Annotated in this window: 12 protein-coding genes and 1 pseudogene; 8 read left to right on the top strand and 5 right to left on the bottom strand. The window is 69.7% G+C overall.

Translation table 11 applies throughout. The features are described from left to right. Positions 1-54 precede the first annotated feature (54 nt). Together SSP24_RS20785 and SSP24_RS20780 are read left to right on the top strand one after the other, a co-directional pair. Positions 55-1,341, top strand: coding sequence for an RNA-guided endonuclease InsQ/TnpB family protein (locus SSP24_RS20785; RefSeq protein WP_141311164.1), 1,287 nt, complete (start codon positions 55-57; stop codon positions 1,339-1,341). 17 nt (positions 1,342-1,358) lie between these two features. After that, positions 1,359-2,303 (top strand): annotated as a pseudogene (locus SSP24_RS20780) (cellulose binding domain-containing protein); the annotation flags it as partial. A gap of 79 nt (positions 2,304-2,382) precedes the next feature. Here the strand turns inward: SSP24_RS20780 and SSP24_RS20775 are convergent. After that, positions 2,383-3,960 carry a right-handed parallel beta-helix repeat-containing protein gene (locus tag SSP24_RS20775; protein WP_167529644.1) on the bottom strand — a complete coding sequence of 526 codons (1,578 nt, stop codon included), beginning with the start codon at positions 3,958-3,960 and terminating at the stop codon, positions 2,383-2,385. A 327-nt stretch (positions 3,961-4,287) separates the two neighbouring features. Here SSP24_RS20775 and SSP24_RS20770 point away from each other — a divergent pair, with 327 nt between their 5' ends. Next, positions 4,288-4,803 carry a hypothetical protein gene (locus SSP24_RS20770; RefSeq protein WP_141311161.1) on the top strand — a complete coding sequence of 172 codons (516 nt, stop codon included), beginning with the start codon at positions 4,288-4,290 and terminating at the stop codon, positions 4,801-4,803. A gap of 7 nt (positions 4,804-4,810) precedes the next feature. Here SSP24_RS20770 and SSP24_RS20765 read toward each other — a convergent pair whose 3' ends face one another. Then, positions 4,811-5,644, bottom strand: a complete 834-nt coding sequence (locus SSP24_RS20765; protein ID WP_141311160.1) for an SDR family oxidoreductase — start codon at positions 5,642-5,644, stop codon at positions 4,811-4,813. Positions 5,645-6,363: 719 nt separating this feature from the next. Between SSP24_RS20765 and SSP24_RS20760 the strand changes: the two genes are divergently transcribed. Further along, the gene (locus SSP24_RS20760; RefSeq protein WP_141311159.1) at positions 6,364-6,873 is read left to right on the top strand and encodes a DUF3995 domain-containing protein; all 510 of its coding nucleotides are present in this window, start codon (positions 6,364-6,366) and stop codon (positions 6,871-6,873) included. A 272-nt stretch (positions 6,874-7,145) separates the two neighbouring features. Here SSP24_RS20760 and SSP24_RS20750 read toward each other — a convergent pair whose 3' ends face one another. Beyond that, the gene (locus SSP24_RS20750) at positions 7,146-7,877 is read right to left on the bottom strand and encodes a hypothetical protein (RefSeq protein ID WP_141311158.1); all 732 of its coding nucleotides are present in this window, start codon (positions 7,875-7,877) and stop codon (positions 7,146-7,148) included. 462 nt (positions 7,878-8,339) lie between these two features. Here SSP24_RS20750 and SSP24_RS20740 point away from each other — a divergent pair, with 462 nt between their 5' ends. Both SSP24_RS20740 and SSP24_RS20735 read left to right on the top strand, forming a co-directional pair. Continuing rightward, complete coding sequence (locus tag SSP24_RS20740) at positions 8,340-9,005, top strand: maleylpyruvate isomerase family mycothiol-dependent enzyme (RefSeq protein ID WP_141311157.1); 666 nt, start codon at positions 8,340-8,342, stop codon at positions 9,003-9,005. Between the two features lie 243 nt (positions 9,006-9,248). Next, positions 9,249-11,903, top strand: a complete 2,655-nt coding sequence (locus SSP24_RS20735) for a glycosyl hydrolase (RefSeq protein ID WP_141311156.1) — start codon at positions 9,249-9,251, stop codon at positions 11,901-11,903. Positions 11,904-12,322: 419 nt separating this feature from the next. Here SSP24_RS20735 and SSP24_RS20725 read toward each other — a convergent pair whose 3' ends face one another. Then, on the bottom strand, positions 12,323-13,357 hold the full coding sequence (locus SSP24_RS20725; protein ID WP_308439623.1) for a helix-turn-helix domain-containing protein: 1,035 nt from the start codon (positions 13,355-13,357) through the stop codon (positions 12,323-12,325). A gap of 89 nt (positions 13,358-13,446) precedes the next feature. Here SSP24_RS20725 and SSP24_RS20720 point away from each other — a divergent pair, with 89 nt between their 5' ends. Together SSP24_RS20720 and SSP24_RS20715 are read left to right on the top strand one after the other, a co-directional pair. Then, on the top strand, positions 13,447-15,234 hold the full coding sequence (locus tag SSP24_RS20720; protein WP_141311155.1) for an ABC transporter ATP-binding protein: 1,788 nt from the start codon (positions 13,447-13,449) through the stop codon (positions 15,232-15,234). Then, complete coding sequence (locus SSP24_RS20715; protein WP_141311154.1) at positions 15,231-16,946, top strand: ABC transporter ATP-binding protein; 1,716 nt, start codon at positions 15,231-15,233, stop codon at positions 16,944-16,946. The genes SSP24_RS20720 and SSP24_RS20715 overlap by 4 nt, the downstream gene beginning before the upstream one ends. 400 nt (positions 16,947-17,346) lie before the next feature. Here SSP24_RS20715 and SSP24_RS44210 read toward each other — a convergent pair whose 3' ends face one another. After that, a complete protein-coding gene (locus SSP24_RS44210) occupies positions 17,347-17,853 on the bottom strand; it encodes a hypothetical protein (RefSeq protein WP_229864921.1) in 507 nt (168 codons plus the stop codon). Positions 17,854-18,019: the final 166 nt, after the last annotated feature.

Here is an 18,019-nt window from a genome sequence, read left to right as displayed (position 1 = left end):
TGATGTCGATCGAAGGCGTGCGCGGGAGGGGAACGGGGTGGCTAGGTTCGTGGCATGTCACGTTTCCGGCTGTACCCGACGCCCGTGCAGGCGCAGCAGATGCTGCTGCACTGCGCGCACGCCCGGTACGTGTGGAACCTGGCGGTGGAGCAGCACACGCACTGGCGGCCCGGCCGCAGGTCCGCGCCCGGCTTTGCGGAGCAGTGCCGCCAGCTGACCGAGGCCCGGCGTGAGAACGAGTGGCTCGGGGCCGGGAATGCGGACGTGCAGCAGCAGGCTCTGAAGGACTTCGCCGCAGCCAGGAACGCCCGCTTCACCTCGGGGTTCGGCGAGCCGACCTGGCGCAGGAAGCACGTGCACGAGGGCTTCCGGGTCATCGGTAGCGATCGTGTTCCGGAGTTCGAGCCGGACGGCAGCCCGAAGCTGAACGCCAAGGGTAAGCAGGTCATGGGCCGCTCGGTTGTGGTGCAGAGGCTGAACCGGCGGTGGGCGCAGGTGAAGGTGCCCGGCTGTGGCTGGGTGCGTTTCCGCCTCTCCCGTGCCGAACTGCCCGCTGCGAAGACGTTCCGGGTCACCTTCCGTAACGGACAGTGGCATATTGCGTTCGCCGTCGTTCCCGAGCCGATCGACGCGCCGGCAACGGGCGAGGTCATCGGCATCGACCGGGGTGTGACCATCACGGCCGCTCTGTCCGACGGCCGGAAGCTGAACTGCCCGCAGCTTACGGTCAAGGAGCGCGCACGGATCCGGAAGCACGAGCGGCGTGCCGCCCGCGCCCCGAGGGGCAGTGAGGCCAAGGTTGCCGAGCACGCGAAGGTCGCCCGGTTGAAGGCGCGCGAGGCGAATCGGCGCAAGGACTGGTGCGAGCAGACAAGCACGATGCTCGCCAGGTCGTACGGGCTGGTGCGGTTCGAGAAGCTGAACATCAAGAACATGACTCGCTCGGCGAAGGGAACGGTCGAGCAACCTGGCACGAACGTCCGACAGAAGGCCGGGCTGAACCGGGGCATCCTCGCTCAGGGCTGGGGCCTGCTGAGGCAGCGCACTGAACAGAAGGCTCCGGGCCGGGTCGAGGATGTGGCCGCACCCTTTACCTCGCTGCGTTGCAGTGCCTGCGGATGGATCGAGAAGAAGTCGCGCAAGAGCCAAGCCGACTTCGTCTGCGTGTCCTGTGGCTTCACCTGCAACGCCGATGAGAACGCAAGCATCAACGTCGCGGCAGGACAGGGCGGGATCCCCCGCCCCCGGCAAACAGCCGGTGCCGGAGGGGTGACAGCGGCCGCCAGCTGTTCGAGCGCCCGTGAACCTCAACCCGCATGGATTGGAATCCCCCTCTTTTAAGAGGGGGAGGATGTCAAATGTACAGCGTCTACGACACGGCGCAGGAGATCACGGACTACTTGAACGCCTTCGTGGCCGCCGATCTCCCCATCCTCATCGGCGAGTTCGGTGGACCGCCCGACCAGTGGGGCGACCCGGACGAGGACACGATGATGGCCGCGGCCGAACAGCTCGACCTCGGTTACCTGGCCTGGTCCTGGAGCGGCAACACCGACCCGATCCTCGACCTGGCGATCGACTTCGACCCGAGCCGGCTCAGCTCATGGGGCCAGCGCATCTTCCACGGTGCGAACGGCATAGCCCAGACGTCGAAGGAGGCCACGATCTTCGGCGGCGGCACGCCGACCGACACCCAGCCCCCGACCGCCCCCGGCACCCCCTCCGCCTCGGCGGTGACCTCCACGTCGGTCACCCTCACCTGGCCGGCGGCCACGGACAACGTACGCGTCACCGCCTATGACGTGGTCCGCGTCGCCGGCGCGTCCGAGCCGACGGCCGCCTCCTCCGCCACCGACACGGCCACGGTGAGCGGCCTGACGGCCGGCACGACGTACACCTTCGCCGTCTACGCCCGCGACGCCACCGGCAACCGCTCACCTCGCTCGGCGACGGTCACCGTCACCACCGCCGACGCCCCGGCCGTGGCCTGCTCGGTCGGCTACCGCGTGGTGAACGAGTGGCCCGGCGGCTTCCAGGGCGAGGTCGTGATCCGCAACACCGGCACGACACCGCTGAACGGCTGGACCCTGGCCTTCACCTTCACCGACGGCCAGACCATCACGAACATGTGGGGCGGGACGGCCAGTCAGACGGGTGGGGCGGTGACGGTGACCCCGGCCTCCTACACGTCCACGATTCCGGCCGGCGGGTCGGTGATGGTGGGGTTCGTGGGGGCGAGCGGGGCGACGAACACGGCTCCGACGGCGTTCACGCTCAACGGCGGGAACTGTGCGGCGGGCTGACTCGGTCTTCCTGACACCGGCGGGGGCGGGGTGGGCGAAGCCACTTGCCCCCGCCGGTGTGCAGGAACGGTTTCGTCGCTTACGGCGTCACCGCATTGCCGCCGAAGGTCACGACGAGGCGGCCGTCAGCGGCGTAGGACCACCGCAGGGCGCCGGAGTAGGAGGAGCACCGGGAGCCGTTCGAGCCCATCCAGAACTGGTTCGAGCTGTCGTTGTTGCCGACGATCCGGTCGTTCGTGCCGCTGCCGCTGCGGCACGACGTGTTGTTCCGGAACACCGAACTACCGGCGTCGAAGGAGAAGTTGCGCTGTTCGTTGTCGATGCTGATGTTGTCCGACACGGTCATGGTGCCGGGGTTGCGGTTGTAGGTGAACCCGTGCTTGCCGTTGTTGTAGGCGATGTTGCGCCGGATGACGTGGTTGACCGCGATGTCCTCGCCGCCGAGCTTGTAGCCGTTGCGGTCACCGTTTCCGGCCTGGGAGCCGTCGGAGAGGGTGCCGTTGTCGTAGGCGAGGGAGTCCTCGACGGTGACCGGGCCGATGGCGCCCGTGTCGGACTTGGTGTAGAGGTCCCAGCCGTCGTCGATGTTGTTGTGGGCGACGGCGTAGCGGAAGACGTTCCCGGGGCCGGAGGTGAGCTTCGCGGCGAAGCCGTCGGCGTCCTCGCCGTCGGAGTCGGCGTTGTCGTGCGACTCCGCGCTCAGGATGAGGTTGTTCGACGGCCACTGGTCCTTGGGGGTGCTGGAGAGCATCCGCGAGAGCTGCAGTCCGGTGTCCCGGTTGAAGCGCGTCACCGTCCGCTCGAAGATGTTGTTGCTGCCGCCGACGAAGATGCCGTTGTCCCCGGCGCGTTCGACGACGATGCCCTTGACGTGCCAGTACGACGCGTTCACGGCGAGCCCGCGGTTCGACGAGGCCTCGCTCTGCGCCGAGAAGTTCAGGACCGGAGCCTCGCCCGGGTAGGCGGCCAGCGTCTTGCGGGCACTGGACGTGCCGTCGTTGCCCGGGGCGATGGTGACCGTCTGGGAGTAGCGGTACGTCCCGCCGCGCATGTAGATCGTGCCGCCGGGGGCGACGCGGCTGAGCGCCGAGGTGAGCGTGGTGGGGTTGGACTCCGTTCCGGCCGCGCTGTCGGTGCCGTTCGGGGACACGTACAGGGCGCCACTGGTGGGCGGCGGGGTGGTGGTGTCGCCCGTCTCGACCTCGATGTGGTCGATGTTGGGCAGACCGGCGGAAGCGGTCGGGTCGAGCCGGATGGTGTTGCTGCCCGACCTCAGCGGCACTGTGAGGGTCTTGGTCGCCCAGGTGCTCCAGGCGCCGGTGCTCTCGAACGACGCCGACGTGGCGGTCGAGCCGTTGACCATGACGTTCGCCGGCCGGGCGGTGCCGCTCCCGTTGGCGAAGCGGACCCGGAGGGTCGCCGTGGCCGCGGCGGGGGCGTTCACCATGAACTCGGCGTAGGCGCCGGAGGCGTTGTTGCCGTTGCAGAATCCGCTGCCGGAGTAGCCGGACCAGTCGGAGTCGATGGTGCCGGTGCAGATCGTCGGGGAGGTCTCGGCCTCGTACCGCGCGCCGGCGGCTTGTGCCGTGGCGCCGGACAGCGTTACGAGCGTGCCGGTGAGCAGGGTGACGCAGGTGATGGCGGCTCTCAGTCGCATCGTTGTCTCCAGGTTGGTTGGTTGACCGACCAGGGGCTGGTTCATGAACGTGAATGAGCTGGGTGGTGCGAGGCCGCCGCATTCGGCCCGGGCGGCGCTATGGGAAGCGCTTTCTGTGACGTGACGTTAGGTGGTGACGAAGAACGCGTCAATAGACATGCACTTGATAATCATTCATCAGTATGAACAGCAGGGAGGGATGGCAGCACCCGGCGGTTTGTCCGGGACCGGTCCCGGGTGCCCTGCGCCAGGATTCCCCTCGTCAGCGAACCGTCGGCTGAATCACTGCCGGAATCGGTTGAATCGCTACCGAGAAGGAAGACACGCATGGACACAGCGCAGGCCGCTGGACGTCGGACGGCTCTCGCGAGGTCCCGGGCGCTCTGGGCGCTCGGGCCGGTCCTCGCGCTCATGGTCACGGCCTGCGGGGGCGGTGACAGCGACGAAGCGGGAAGTGCCGCGACGCCGACGACGGGCAAGGGACAGCGCTCGGCGTCGCACTCCGCACCGGCCACTCCGTCTCCGACCCCCACGCCGTCTCCGACACGCAAGGAGGCCCGGGACGGGCGGAACTTGGACGCGTGCCTGGACCGCAGCTGTGAGGTGGAAGTCAGGGACGGAGACACGATCCGTTTCGCCCCCAAGTTCATCAGCGAAACCTTCACGGTGGACCGCATCACAGACGACCGAGTCGAGTTCTCGGCGACCGACGATCAGCCGTCACCGCTGAGGGGCTGGGTGGGCGGCACCGGCACGGTCGAAACCGGCGACATCCATGTCGACTTCGACCGCCCGGACGACGAGAGGGTCATCCTGAAGTTCAGCCCGCGGAAGGACGACTAGCCAGAGCTCAGCGGAAGGAATCGGCGTTCTCCCCAGCCCATTGCGCGAACGTCCTGGCCGGGGCGCGGGTGACCTGAGTGACGGTGTTGCGCACGCTGAGCAGTTCCTCGTTGACGTCTCCGCCGGTGATGTCGAGGACCGCCGCTGCGGCTTCATCGCCCAAGAAGGCGGCCATGTCACGGTGGGCTTCCGCTCGGCTGATCTCGACGAACGGCACTTCACGTCCCACCGCCTGCGCAATGGCAGCGAGCTGCTGACGGGGAGTGATCTGCTCCGGGCCGGTCATCGCGTACGTCAGGCCCCCGTGGCCGGGCTCGGTGAGCGCGGCGCGAGCCACCGATGCGATGTCCGCGGGATGGATGGTGGGCAGACCGATGTCTGCATAAGGCACGCGGACCGACTGACGCTCGCGTATTGCCTCCGCCCACCACAGGGCGTTCGAGGCGAACTGCGTCGGCCGCAGAATCGTCCACGTCATGCCGCTGCCCTTGAGCAGACGCTCGACGGCCAGGTTCTCCTTGGCGGGACCCAAGTGCGGGTGGCTCTGGACAGTGATGGACGACACCAGCACCACATGCTCGACACCAGCCCGCCGAGCGGCCTCAAGGATCTCGGCATCCGGCCCCAGACGCGACACCAGGAAGAGCGAACGCACCCCTTCAAGCGCGGCCTTGAGCGAGGCGGGTCGCGCCATGTCGCCCTCAACGGCTTCGACAGCCGCGGGAAACACGGCCCGGGCGATGTCACGGGTAAGCCCCCTGACCGGCCCGACACCGAACGCCCGAAGCTCCTTCACCAGGGCGCTTCCTATGTTTCCGGTCGCGCCGGTCACGAGGATCACGAGTTCTTCTCCCTGCCGCCAGTTGATGATCAACGTGACGGGACGCTAGGTCCTCAACCGGACTTGAGGTCAACGAGATCCTCATATCCGGGCATGACGTTCCGTCACAGCACCTGGGAGACCTTGTAGGCGGCCGGAGCCCGACGGCGAGGAGAAACACCCGCCAGGAACCCGTGCCGAGGTGTGGGCGGCGTCTCGTCAGACCTTCTCGACTCGCACGGGGTGTCCTGCGAGGAGTTGATTCATGCCGTCGGTGTCGGAGGTGTGGCGAGGACGACCCGGAGTCCCTGATCAGCGAGCAGATCGAGTACTGGCGCAAGGCGCTGGCCGGGCTGCCGGACGAGCTACGGCTGCCGGCGGACCGGCAGCGCCCGACCACGCCCGGCGACCAGGGCGACAACGTCTTGTTCCACGTAAGTGCGGAGCCGTACCGGAAGCTGTCCGAGCCGGCTGCGCGGTCGGACGCCAGGCCGACTACGCCGGATCCGGACACCAACGTGCTGTTCCAGGCCCTGCGCTACGACGGCTTGGAGCTGCCGCATGTGGCGAGCGCAGCCGGCCGTACTGTCGGAGATCCTCGGCCGGCAGACCGTGATGCCGAGAGAGCCGTTCGGCCGTGCGGTCGACACCGGCTCGCTGTTCTTCACGGCGAGGCGCACCCATCCCAACGACTCGGACTTCGCACCTGGTTTGAATCAGCAGCGTCGTAGGGTGCTGCGATGGGGTTGCACAACGGGGGTTGCGAGTTGCGGTTCAGTTCGTCGCGCTGCTTTGGGTGCCTTGCTGCCGGTTGGGCGGTAGCTTTCGCTGGTTTGCATTTCTTCTGGGCCCTCGGCGGGGACGTGGGGCTGGATGTCTCGTCCGGCGAGCGTCTCGCGTCCGAACGACCGGCCTGGTTCGTAGCCGGAGGCCTCTGGGGAGTGGGGCTCCTGTGCCTGGTCGGCGCCGCGGTGGCGCTCGGGCTGCAGCGGCGCGGTGTGCATGGACGCCGGTGGCGTGCGCTCCGGTGGCTCGGCGTTGCGATCTGCGTACTGCTGCTGGCCCGGGGGCTTTTTGTCGAAGTGCTGCTCATCGCCGGAGTGTCCACCGTCGACGGGATCAGCGCCGCGCAGAAGTTCTGGACGCTCGCCTTGTGGAACCCGTGGTTCATTCTCGGCGGCTTGCTCTTCGGGCTGGCAGCGCGCAGCTTCAGCAAGGGAATGGCGGTCGGGCGGCAGAGAGAGCCGTAGCCATTCACTGACCAGGTGACACAGCTTGAACGGCGTCAGCCGGCGCAAGCGGCCAGCCATTGCGCTTGCCGAGACCGGCGGTGGGCGGGACGTCCAGGACGACCATGCCGAACGTTCTATGCCCTCGCCGTCGACTCCCAGTTCGTGAAACGCGTTGATCGCGCTCTGCCGTGCAGCTTCCGAGCCGCCGTCACGGAAGCCGAAAGTGCACCTTCACGTATGGGCCCTCGGGGTTCGTCATGGTGACCAGGATGCACAGCCCTGCCTGAGCCTCAGCGACGGCGGAGGATCGCCCCGACCACGAAGGTGCCGATGTACACCCCGAGGGGCAGGACCATGAACAGCGCCAAGGGGTGGAACACAGTGTCGGTAACGTCGTCGGAGCCGTCGTACGTGCCCGAGGCCAGCGCGATGAGGAAGACCACGATCGCGAGCAGGAAAGCGCACAGCATTGCCTTGACCGCGATGTGCACCAGTGGTGTCGGGTGCCTGCGCATGCGTGCGATCTTGTCCGCCGCCTTCGGAATGGGCGCCCAGCCATCACCCCTGCGCAGCATCCACACCTCACGCAGGGCCGCCACCTCGCCCTCCAGATCGGGGGTGTTGCGGTCGTTGAGATGCGGCAGGACGCGCCGCCGGCCTGATGCGTCGTAGAGCACGACGATTCGGATCGGCGCCCCCTGCGCCCCGGCCCCCGGGTTCACCTCGATCTCGATGCCCTGTACGTCCGCCCAGGCCGTGGCGTGGCTGCGGAACGCTCCCTGGACCGTCAGATGGTTCCCGTCGCTGATCGTCGCGGTCGCGTTGAACCAGCGCACCAGGAGCAGGATCAGGGCGGCGAGCGCCGCGCCGACTGCGACGGGGACGGTGGTCGGCACCTCGTCGTCCAGGGCCAGCCGTACGACCAGCAAGGTGCCTCCGGCCAGGGGTGCGGCCAGGCCGGCCCACAGCCAACCATCCTCTGAGTAACGGTACTTACGGCTGTACGGATCATCGACAGTCACGGCCGCAGAGTAGCTTCGACGCACGGGACCCCTCCCGTACCGGACGTTTGGACACACGCCCGCCCGTCACCGCCATGCTCGCCGCCTACGAGGACGATCCCTCCCTGGCCGTGCACCGGAGGGACTTCGCCCCTTCCCTGCACGACGACTTCACCGACTTCTCCGCGATACGGGGCGAGCCCCCCGAGCGGTGCGCGCCGACAACCCTGGTCCGACGTTCGCCTATGTCTCGGGCGAGGGCACCGGGGCACCGACAGCACGGAGAAGGGGCGCGCGATGTGGGCGCGCGCCAAAGGCTGGACGGGGAACGCCGTGTTGGCGATGGACTTCCACGCCTACATGTTCCACCGCGATGACTTTGCTTCGGGGCAAGGGTCTTCTCCTTGAACGCCCCTGCCGGACGCCACCTGTTCCGGCCCAGGTGCAACGCAGAGCACGACCCGTGACAGGAGACGCTGCCGCATGACTGATCCGAAACTGACAGCAGACCGCAGCCGGAGGGCTGGGGTCTGGCCCCTGATCCACGCTGAGCGAGCGGCGCTGGCGGCTGATCTTGCAGACGTGACTGACGAGCAGTGGGCAACACCCTCGCTTTGCACCGAATTGACCGTGCGCGAGGTGCTGGCGCATCTCACCGCGGCCGCCAGCCTCAACTCCATGCGCTGGCTGGCGGGCGTGATCCGCTGTCGGTTCGACTTCGACAAGCAGGTGGCCATGCGACTGGCCGAGCAGCTGGGCGCAACCCCGGCCGAAACGCTGGAGAGATTCCGGCGCGCGGTCCCGAGCACGACCAAGCCTCCCCTCCCTGCCATGGCCATGCTGGGCGAGACGATCGTGCACGGAGAAGACATCCGGCGCCCGCTGGGCATCCGCCACGAGTACCCGATCGAGGTGGTCACACGGGTGGCCGAGTACTACCAGGGAACGGACCTCGTGGTCGTCGCCAAGGGACGTATCGGCGGCCTGAGACTCGTCGCGAACGACGGCCCCTTCACCGCCGGTTCCGGGCAGCTCGTCTCCGGTGCCACCTTGGCTCTGGTGATGGCGATGACCGGGCGCTCGACGTACTGCGAAGACCTCGAAGGCGACGGCGTTGAGGTTCTCCGCAGACGCTGCGGGACCGCGTGACTACCACCGGATCACTCCGAGGCTGGTGTGCATGGCCGCCTGGCCAGACAGGTCGCCCTCGGCCACGGGCGCCTTGTTGCTCAGCAGGCGACCCGGCCGTACTCGGCCAACTCCGGCGCTGCGTCGCTGAAGATTCTTTTACATACTGATTGCCATTTTCAGATCCCCCACAACTCCCCTTTCATCAAAGCTGTTTCACAGCAAGTGTCATGTGCATCACGCGCTTCTTAGGGGAGGCACTTCATGGCAGTCAGCGGTCGGCGAGCGAGACGCATATGGGCGGTACTCGCCACCTCCGCCGCACTGGGCCTGACGATCACTCAGGCCCAGGCGGCACCCGGCGGCGACGATCCGTTCGGCGTCCGCGTCCTGGACGAACGGGCCCACCTGCATGAACAGCAGGGGGGCCTTTCGTTTTCGGCGGAAGACGAACCAGGGGAAGAGGAACCCGGAGACGGCGGCGAGGAGAACGAGCACATCGCCGCGCGGGCCGAGGAGTACGCCCAGGCCCGCACCGCGCCGGGCGGCATCGTGGCGCCGGGCGCGTTCGGGGCGGCGTACGGGGAGATGCTGAATCTGCCCAGCACCAAGGGAGGTTGGCGTAACGACACCCGGCTGCCGTACGACGCCGACGACCCCCGCTACCGGGACATCAACTCCAACTCCAGCGGCGGCGCGGGCCAGGTGACCGGCCGGGTGACCGGCATGGCGGCCGACAACCGCGGGTACGTATACGCGGGCTCGGCCAACGGCGGCGTCTTCCGGTCGCGCACCGGCGGCGGCCACTGGACGAACATCTCCGACGAGCTGCCCGCCCTGTCCACCGGCGACCTGCAACTCGACCCGCGCGGCCGCCTCTGGTACGCCACCGGAGAGGCCAACACCAGCGCGACCGCCTTCCTCGGCACCGGCGTCTACGTCCTGAAGGACCCGCGCCACGGCAAGTTCAGCCGGCGCGACCGGGTCGGCGGCGACGAGCTGGAGTCGACGTCCATCAACGCGCTGCGCTTCGCCGGCGACAAGGTGTGGGCGGCGACCACGCGGGGCGTGTGGAGCCACAGCACCAAGACGTTCAAGGGCGCCTGGAAGCTGGAGTTCGCGCCCAACCCGGACTATCTGCCGGGCGGCCCGAAGGACGACGACGAGGACGCCGCGTACAAGAACATCGCGAACGACATCGCCATCGACCCCAAAGACCCGAGCAAGGTCGTCCTCGCGATCGGCTGGCGCAGCGGCGACACCTACAACGGCTTCTACACCAAGGGCCGTAACGGCTGGGAGCGGCTGACCGACCTCGGTGAGCTGCCGACCAACGCGGAGGACGTCGGCAACGTCAGCTTCGCGCGCAGCGCGGACGGGTCGCGGTACTACGCCATCGACCAGTCGCCGCAGCAGATGGCCACCAACCCGGACAGCGGCCTCGCGGGCATCTACGTCTCCAAGTCCGGCTCACCGACCGGCAAGTGGACGAGGATCGCCGACTACAAGCAGCTCCGCGACTCCGGCTCGGCGCTCACCGGCGACGGCTACCAGCCCGGCATCCAGGCCTGGTACAACCAGTTCCTCACCGTCGACCCGAAGAACCCCGACCATGTGTACGCCGGTCTGGAGGAGGTCTTCGAGACCAAGGACGGCGGAAAGACCTGGACCGTCCCGGGCCCGTACTGGAACTTCGGCTTCGACTGCTGGTCCATCGACCCGGCCAAGCAGTCCGGCGACTGCCCGCAGACCACGCACCCCGACCAGCACGCGGTGGCGATCGGCAGCTACTACGGCAAGCCGTACGTCCTCGTCGGCAACGACGGCGGCGTCTACCGGCGCCCGGTCGACGGCAACGCGAACGCCGACGGTCACGCCACCGACTGGACGTCCCTGAACGACGGCTCGATGGACGCCCTGCAGTACTACTCGGTGGGCGTCGGCACCGACCCGGCCAAGCGCGGCATCGCCATCACCGGCGGTCTGCAGGACAACGGCCAGTCCATGCTGCGGCCCGGCGACCGGGTGATGGGCTCCAACTTCGGCGGCGACGGCGGCGACACCCTCACCGACCCGGACAACGGGTGCAACATCGCCGAGGAGTACGTCTACCTCTCGGTGTCCGTCACGCAGAACTGCGCGGTGAACGACGGCAGCTGGATCGACGACCAGTCGAAGGCCACGTCGTACTCGGTCGCGCCGCCCGACAACGAGACGGCCGAGGCGCGCTTCATCGCGCCGTTGAGCGCCGACATCAAGGACAAGAACACCTGGGTCGCCGGCGGCCGCCACATCTGGATCAACACCAAGGGCTACGGGATCCGCAGCGGCAGCGAGTGGTTCAAGGCCTTCGACCTGGGCGAGGGCCGCACGGCTACGGCGGTCGCCTCCTCCGGCGGCAAGGTGTACGCGGCCTGGTGCGGCCCCTGCAACAACCAGGGCTTCGCCCGGGGCATCGCGGTCGGCAACGCCGACGGCACCGGCTGGCACGAGCTGAACCTGCCCGCCGAGAGCACGGTCCCCAACCGCTACCTGTCCGGTCTCGCCGTCGACCCGGCGAACTCCGACCACGTCCTGCTCGCCGTCAACGGCTTCTCCCGGAAGTGGACGGAGGGCCCCGGCGCGGGCGTCGGTCACCTCTTCGAGACCAAGGACGGCGGCGCGACCTGGACGGACGTCTCCGGCAACCTGCCGGACGTGCCCGCCAACTCGGTGGTCCTGCTGAAGAACGGCACGATCGCCCTGGGCACGGACCTCGGCGTCCTGGTCCGCACACCGAAGTCGTCCGGCTGGAAGGTGGCCGGCACCAACCTGCCGACCACCGCCGTGCTCCAGCTCAAGACCGGTCCGGACGGGCGCCTGTACGCGGCCACGCACGGACGCGGGATCTGGTCCATCGATGTACGGCGCCTGCGGTGATCCTCCGGCGTACGGCGACCGCGGTGACGTGAACCGGAGCAGCACGACCTGACATGCGGAGGCGGGGGAGGCGGGGAGAGGGGCCTGCGGTCCGACGGACCAACCAGATGACCGTCTGGCCTCCTCCCACGCCTTCCGACACATGGCCGTGCGCTCCGCGCACTTGGACGTCGTCTCATTTAGCCAGGTCCATGCCTCGTCGCAGGCTTGGGGTCCAGGGCTGGCGTGAAGGTCCTGAGAGCGACTGCTCACCATCGGTCGGCCTGTGGAGCGGAGTACGCGTCGAACGTTGCGTGCAGCGTGGTGGGGGGTGGGCTGCCTCAGCGGTGAGGTTTTCGGTCCAGCACTCGCACCAGTAGCCGTAGCCGGGTGGTCCTTCGTGCGCGATGCCCGGATCGCACCGTCCCACGAAGCCGCCGTCAGCCGGAGTCACCCGCATCGGCGGCGCGAGCGGGGTGTCGGCGCCGGTGACGGGACCGTACATCCGTACTCCGCCCGGGAACCCGTCCACCTCGGCCATCTCCGCCGGTTGGCGGCGGTGGCCGGTGCGGCCCGTCGAAACGGGAGGCTGGGGCATTGCCCCATCGTGCCGAGAGACGCGGCACGTGGTCCACCCACGCCAGGTCGGCCGTCGCGACGAGCGACTGGCCGGCCACGGCCCCGGGGGTCACACCGGTGAACGCCACGACGTCCCGGTGCAGATGCGACTGGTCGGCGTAGCCGCAGTCGGCCGCGACCCCGGCCGCCGCCTGACCCCCGGCCAGGCGGGTGGCGGCCCAGTCGAAGCGGACGAGCTTCACGGCGCGCTTGGGCGGCAGGCCGAGCTGCGCGTGGAAGCGGGACCACAGGCGCTTGCGGCTCCAGCCCAGCTCGTCGGCCAGCCCCTCGACCCGCACCTGGCCGTGCCCGGCGACGATACGGTCCCAGGCCCAGGCCAGCTCCGGCTCGATGGCGGGCCCCGTGGCGGACAGCCGGGCGAGGAGCGCTTCGACGAGCGCGAAGCGTTCCTCCCACGAGGCGGCCTCGGCCAGCTGCTCGCGCAGCCGGGCTGCCCGCCGCTCTCCCCACAGGTCGTCCAGGGCCACCACGGAGCTCTCCAGCTCAGCAGGGCCCACGCCCAGCACGGCGCGCGCGATGGCGGGGGACAGGCGCACCTGTATCCACTCGACGTTCGCGGCCCGCACCCGCGCCGCACCGCCGACGCCGAATCCGAGCCCGGTGACAAGGCTGCCGCGGTGCTGCCGCCGCCCCGTCGACTCGTCGATGCCGAGCGCCGCCTCGCCGCAGGCCAGCGCCAGCGTCAGCACGGGGTGCGGGTCGAGCCGGTGGTCGACCGGAGCCGGGCCGCGGTCGCGCAGCCCCGCCAGGACGACGCCGGGTACGCGGCCGGGCCGGGCCGGGCGCGTGACCTGCCACACGGGGCCAGCGACGCGCTGGCGCACGGCAGTTGGCATGCGTCCATGCTACGGGCCCGCCCGGACGGAACATCCGGACGGAACATTTCTTCAATCCAGCGGGCCGCAGCCGCGGCGAAGGTGAGCGCATGACTTCCACCGGAACCACCGCGCCGCCACCACCGGGCGTGGCCCGTCTGTTGCGCCCGTACGCGGGCGGCTTCGCCATTGTCGTCGTCCTGCAGGTCATCGGCGCTGTCGCCGGCCTGGCGCCGCTGCTCGCGGTCGTCGAGCTCGGCCGTACGCTGCTGGCGCCAGGGCAGGCCGACGACGGGCACGTGCGGGGCGTCGTGATCGCGGGCGCGGCAGGGCTGCTCGTACGGCTGCTGTTCACGGCCGCCTCGTCCGGCGTCGGACACCTCCTCGACACCCGGGTGCAGCTGTCGCTGCGCCGGCAACTCGCCGCGCGGCTCGGGCGGGTGCCGATCGGCTGGCTGGCGCGGCGGCGCAACGGGGAGCTGGCGAAGCTGGTGGGTGAGGACGTCAGCGCCGTGCACCCGTTCATCGCCCACACGCCGGGCGAGCTGGTCTCCGCCTTCGTGGTGCCGCTGGTCTCGCTCGGCTACCTCCTCACCGTGGACTGGCGGCTGACACTGATCACACTGATCCCCGTGCTGCTGGCGGTCGCGCTGGTGCCGCTGATGATGACCCCCGCGCGGCTGCGCGAGCAGAAGGAGTTCGACGCCGCGATGGGGCGGATCTCGGCGTCGGTGGTCGAGTTCGTGCAGGGCATCGCGGTGGTGAAGGCGTTCGGCGGATCGGAGCGGGCACATGGCAAGTTCCGTACCGCCGTGGGCGACTTCACCCGGAGCTTCTACCGGATGGTGCGCGGTCTCTCCGGGGTCGCCGCCGGGATGCAGGTGGCGCTGTCGCCGCCGTTCGTGCTGCTGGCGGTGCTGGTCGGCGGCGCGTACCGGATCACCGGGGGCGGGCTCGCCCCGGCGGACCTGCTGCCTTTCCTGCTTCTCGGCCTCGGGCTGACCGCGCCCGTGGCCGCGCTCGGGCACGGCTTCGACGACCTGCAGGCCGCGCGGCGCGCCGTAGGCCGCATCCGGGACGTACTCGCCGAGTCGTCGCTGCCCGAGCCCGTACGGCCGGTGGCGCCCGAGGGACACCGGGTGGAGCTGCGGGACGTCCGCTTCGGGTACGAGGGCGCCGCGGGGCGCGAGGTGCTGCGCGGTATCGACCTGGTGCTGGAGCCGGGGACGATCACGGCCGTGGTCGGGCCGTCCGGCAGTGGCAAGTCCACGCTGGTGCAGCTGCTGACGCGGTTCTACGACCCGACGCACGGCTCCGTGCTCCTCGGCGGCGTCGACCTGCGTGAGGTGGGCAGTCAGGAGCTGTACCGGCGGGTGTCCTTCGTCTTCCAGGACGTCCGGCTGCTGCGCGCCTCGGTCGCGGACAACATCGCCCTCGCCGTCCCGCACGCCGACCGCGACGCCGTTGTCCGCGCCGCCCGCCGGGCGAGCATCCACGACCGCGTTCTCGAACTGCCCCGCGGCTACGACTCGGTGATCGGGGAGGACGCCCGCCTCTCCGGCGGCGAGGCGCAGCGCGTCTCGATCGCCCGCGCCCTGCTCGCAGACGCCCCCGTCCTGGTCCTCGACGAGGCCACCGCCTTCGCCGACCCGCAGACCGAGCAGGCGGTGCGTGAGGCGCTGGCGCAGACCCGGGAGAAGCGGACGACGCTGGTCATCGCCCACCGCCTGGAGACGATCGCCGACGCCGACACCGTCGTGATGCTGCGCGACGGGGAGATCGTGGAGCGGGGCACGACCGCGGAACTCCTCGCGCGGAACGGCGCATTCGCCGAATTCTGGAAGATCCACGCCGGTGCCGTGGAAGCCGGCGCCATGGAAGGGGGAGAGGCCCGATGATCAGCACACTGCTGCGTGTGCTCGGCCACGAGTACGCCGGGCCGGTGCGCCGCACCGTTGCCCTGATGACGGCGACCGCCCTCGTCGAGGGACTGTCGTACGCCCTGCTGGTGCCCGTGCTGCGCGCGCTCTTCGGCAGCACACCCGAGGACGCCCGGCCCTGGCTGGCCGCCTTCGGCGCGGCGGTCGCGGTCTACGCGGTGCTGCGGTACGTCAGCGACCGCTCCGGTTTCCGCGTGGGTACGACGATGCTGCACGGCATGTACGAGCGCCTCGGCGAACACCTCGCCCGGTTGCCCATCGGCTGGTATCAACCCGGCCGTACCGGCGAGGTGTCCGTCCTCGCCGGCCAGGGCGTGTTGCAGGCGATGGGCGTGATCGCGCACCTGTTGGCGCCGTTCATCTCCGCCTGTGTGACGCCGCTGACGATCGTCGCCGTGATGCTCGCCTTCAACTGGCAGCTGGGCCTGGCCGGCCTGGCCGCTGTGCCGTTGGTGGCTGCGGTCCAGCTGCGGACGGCCCGCGCGACGACGGCGGCCGACACGGAGCGCGTGGAACGCGAGCGCGCGGCCACCGGTCGCGTCATCGAGTACCTCCAGGCCCAGCCGGTGCTGCGCGCCGGCGGCCGCACCGGCGAGCGATTCGGTTTGCTGGACGACTCCCTGAAGGAACTGCGCCGCGCCTCGCGTCGCTCCACCCTTTCGGCGCTGCCGGGTGTGCTGGGTCTTGCGGTCACCGTGCAGGCGGTGTTCACCGCGCTGCTCGCACTCGGTGCGTACCTCGCCCTCGGCGGGGACATCGGCGCGGCCGAGGTGCTCGCGGTCCTGGTGCTCGCCGCCCGCTGCGCCGACCCGCTGCTGTCCCTCGCCGAGATGAGTGGTGGCATCCGCGCGGCCCGCGCCGAACTCACCCGCCTCGACGACGTCCTCAACACCAAGCCGCTGCCGGAGCCCCGCGCGCCGCGCGAACCGTCCTGCCACGACGTCGAGTTCGACGCGGTCACCTTCCGGCACGGCGACCGCACGGTCGCCGACGGGGTGACGCTCTCCGTACCCGAGGGTCAGCGGCTGGCCGTCGTCGGCCCGTCGGGCGCGGGCAAGACGACGCTGCTGCAACTGCTCGCCCGCTTCTACGACGTCGACGCGGGCGCGGTGCGGATCGGCGGCGTGGACGTACGGGAGATGGACACCGCGGCGCTGATGGCGCGGATCGCCATCGTCTTCCAGAACGTCTACCTCTTCGACGGCACGATCGAGGAGAACGTGCGCCTCGGCCGCCCGGACGCCACCGACGCCGAGGTACGGGCCGCGGCCGCCGCGGCCCGTCTCGACGAGGTGATCGAGCGGCTGCCCGGCGGCTGGTCGGCGGACGTGGGCGAGGGCGGGGCGCTGCTGTCGGGCGGCGAGCGGCAGCGCGTCTCCATCGCCCGCGCGCTGCTGAAGGACGCGCCGATCGTGCTGCTCGACGAGGTCACTTCGGCCCTTGACCCGGTGAACGAGGCGGCCGTGCACGCCGGCATCGAGGAGCTGATGGCGGGCCGGACCGTGGTGCTGGTGGCGCACCGCATGGGGACCGTGCGCCGGGCCGACCGCGTCGCCTTCCTGGACGCCGGGCGGGTGGTCGAGCAGGGCAGCCACGAGGAGTTGCTGCGGCGCGCCGGCCGCTACGCCGCGTACTGGGACCTGTCCCGGGCCGGGGCGGCGCGGGACTGAGACAGCCGTGCAGGGCCTCGGTGGAGAAGACGACGGAACGGCCGCCGAGGAAGTCCTCGAGACCTGGAAGGGCGTGAGTTGCGGCTCTCTGGGACGTGCGTAACGGGTGGAGGCCACGCTCCCCGTACGGGGGCGATGACTGGGACCGGTCAGTCGCCGTGGTAGAGGCGAACTGCCGAAGCCGGGCGTGGCGTCTGCGCCCCCTACACGCGGAAACATCGACTGCAGAGCGTCTGGCCTGGGAGAACACCCCTCCGTAGTTCTCACGGGTTCACGGGATTTCCCAGCCTCATGTGTGCTGAATCCGTTCTGCCCGCTACCGTGACGGGGCACCGGCTGTTGGTCAACCGCTGGTATGGGGCACCGGCCTCTTGCCTCAAAGTCAGCGGTGAGGGGACCGTCAGGGTTCCCCGGTGTGTGCCTCGTCGGCAAGAAGGCCCAGCAGGATGATGTCGAGCGCCCCGGCGAGGCGCTCGTGCAGGTCGAAGGGGGCCGGTTCCTCGCGTATCCAGCGCAGGATCGTCGAGAAATAGCAGGCGGCCAGCAGTTGGCCCGCCTGGTCTCGGTCGACGCCCGCCCTGATCTCCCCGCGTTGTCGCCCTTGCTCGACGATCCTGGCGAGTTCGATTTCCAGGGACGGGTCCGTCGTGATCATCCAGTCGTGCACGCCGTTCATCTGGCCCCTGCTGGTCCGTCTGCTGCACCGCATCGGACCCGGCCCGATGCTCGTCACCGGCTTCCTGGCGATGGCCGCGGGCCAACTGTGGCTGCGGGCGCTGCCGATCCACGAGACCGCTCTGCTGCCCATGCTGGGCCCGCTGATCCTGAACGGCGTCGGTTTCGGCCTGGTCGCCGCCGCGATCACCGCCGCCGCCGTCAACGTCGTACCGCAGAACCTGACCGGCATGGCAGCGGCCACCACAGGTCAACGGGCTAATGGGGGAAGGCGGGGAGTGATCCTTCACGATCCTTCGCCGCCTTCTTTGTCTTGCTGTCCCATCAGGTTCCCAGCCGAGGCGCTCCCTTGGCGGCCGAAGCGCGCGAGCGCTTCGACCCAGGCAACGGCACACCAC

Source organism: Streptomyces spinoverrucosus, assembly GCF_006539505.1.
Taxonomy (GTDB): domain Bacteria; phylum Actinomycetota; class Actinomycetes; order Streptomycetales; family Streptomycetaceae; genus Streptomyces; species Streptomyces spinoverrucosus.
Note: the sequence above shows the minus strand (reverse complement) of the source record. Positions and strands in the feature narration are given on the sequence as shown.

Bases quoted from the DNA above. Each gene is read 5' to 3' on its own strand.
- SSP24_RS20715 (WP_141311154.1), top strand. From the start codon at position 15,231: ATGATCAGCACACTGCTGCGTGTGCTCGGCCACGAGTACGCCGGGCCG.
- SSP24_RS20725 (WP_308439623.1), bottom strand. From the start codon at position 13,357: ATGCCAACTGCCGTGCGCCAGCGCGTCGCTGGCCCCGTGTGGCAGGTC.
- SSP24_RS20720 (WP_141311155.1), top strand. From the start codon at position 13,447: ATGACTTCCACCGGAACCACCGCGCCGCCACCACCGGGCGTGGCCCGT.
- SSP24_RS20735 (WP_141311156.1), top strand. From the start codon at position 9,249: ATGGCAGTCAGCGGTCGGCGAGCGAGACGCATATGGGCGGTACTCGCC.
- SSP24_RS44210 (WP_229864921.1), bottom strand. From the start codon at position 17,853: ATGCCGGTCAGGTTCTGCGGTACGACGTTGACGGCGGCGGCGGTGATC.
- SSP24_RS20775 (WP_167529644.1), bottom strand. From the start codon at position 3,960: ATGCGACTGAGAGCCGCCATCACCTGCGTCACCCTGCTCACCGGCACG.
- SSP24_RS20740 (WP_141311157.1), top strand. From the start codon at position 8,340: ATGACTGATCCGAAACTGACAGCAGACCGCAGCCGGAGGGCTGGGGTC.
- SSP24_RS20770 (WP_141311161.1), top strand. From the start codon at position 4,288: ATGGACACAGCGCAGGCCGCTGGACGTCGGACGGCTCTCGCGAGGTCC.
- SSP24_RS20760 (WP_141311159.1), top strand. From the start codon at position 6,364: ATGGGGTTGCACAACGGGGGTTGCGAGTTGCGGTTCAGTTCGTCGCGC.
- SSP24_RS20785 (WP_141311164.1), top strand. From the start codon at position 55: ATGTCACGTTTCCGGCTGTACCCGACGCCCGTGCAGGCGCAGCAGATG.